General features: G+C 65.3%; 1 protein-coding gene. It reads left to right on the top strand.

Translation table 11 applies throughout. From position 1 onward, the window contains the following. The coding region (locus AWU74_RS08055) for an AAA family ATPase (protein WP_162505088.1) at positions 1 to 481 on the top strand (481 nt) is incomplete at both ends.

Raw genomic sequence — 481 nt, 5'->3', positions numbered from 1 at the left:
CGTCGCGCGGGAACTCGGCGCGGAGTTCAAGGTAACGAGCGCGCCCGCGCTCGACAAGCCGAAAGACCTTGCGGGAATCCTCTCCACCCTCAGCGAAAACGCCGTGTTCTTCATAGACGAAATCCACCGGCTCAAGCCCGCGCTGGAAGAAATGCTCTATATCGCTATGGAGGACTACGAGCTTGACTGGGTTATCGGGCAGGGCGTGAGTGCGCGCACGATGCGAATCCCCCTTCCGCGCTTCACGCTGGCGGGCGCGACGACGAAAGCCGGCATGGTGTCCAGCCCGCTCATCAGCCGCTTCGGGATAGTGCAGCGCTTCGGCTTTTACGGAGAGGACGCCCTTGCGGAGATTATCCGCCGTTCCGCCGCGATTCTGCGCGTATCGGTCGCCGGCGACGCGGCTGAGCTTCTGGCGTCCTGCGCCCGCGGGACGCCGCGCGTCGCAAACCGCCTGCTCCGCCGAATGCGCGACTTCGCG

It is taken from the genome of Treponema endosymbiont of Eucomonympha sp. (assembly GCF_001028545.1).
Note: the sequence above shows the minus strand (reverse complement) of the source record. Positions and strands in the feature narration are given on the sequence as shown.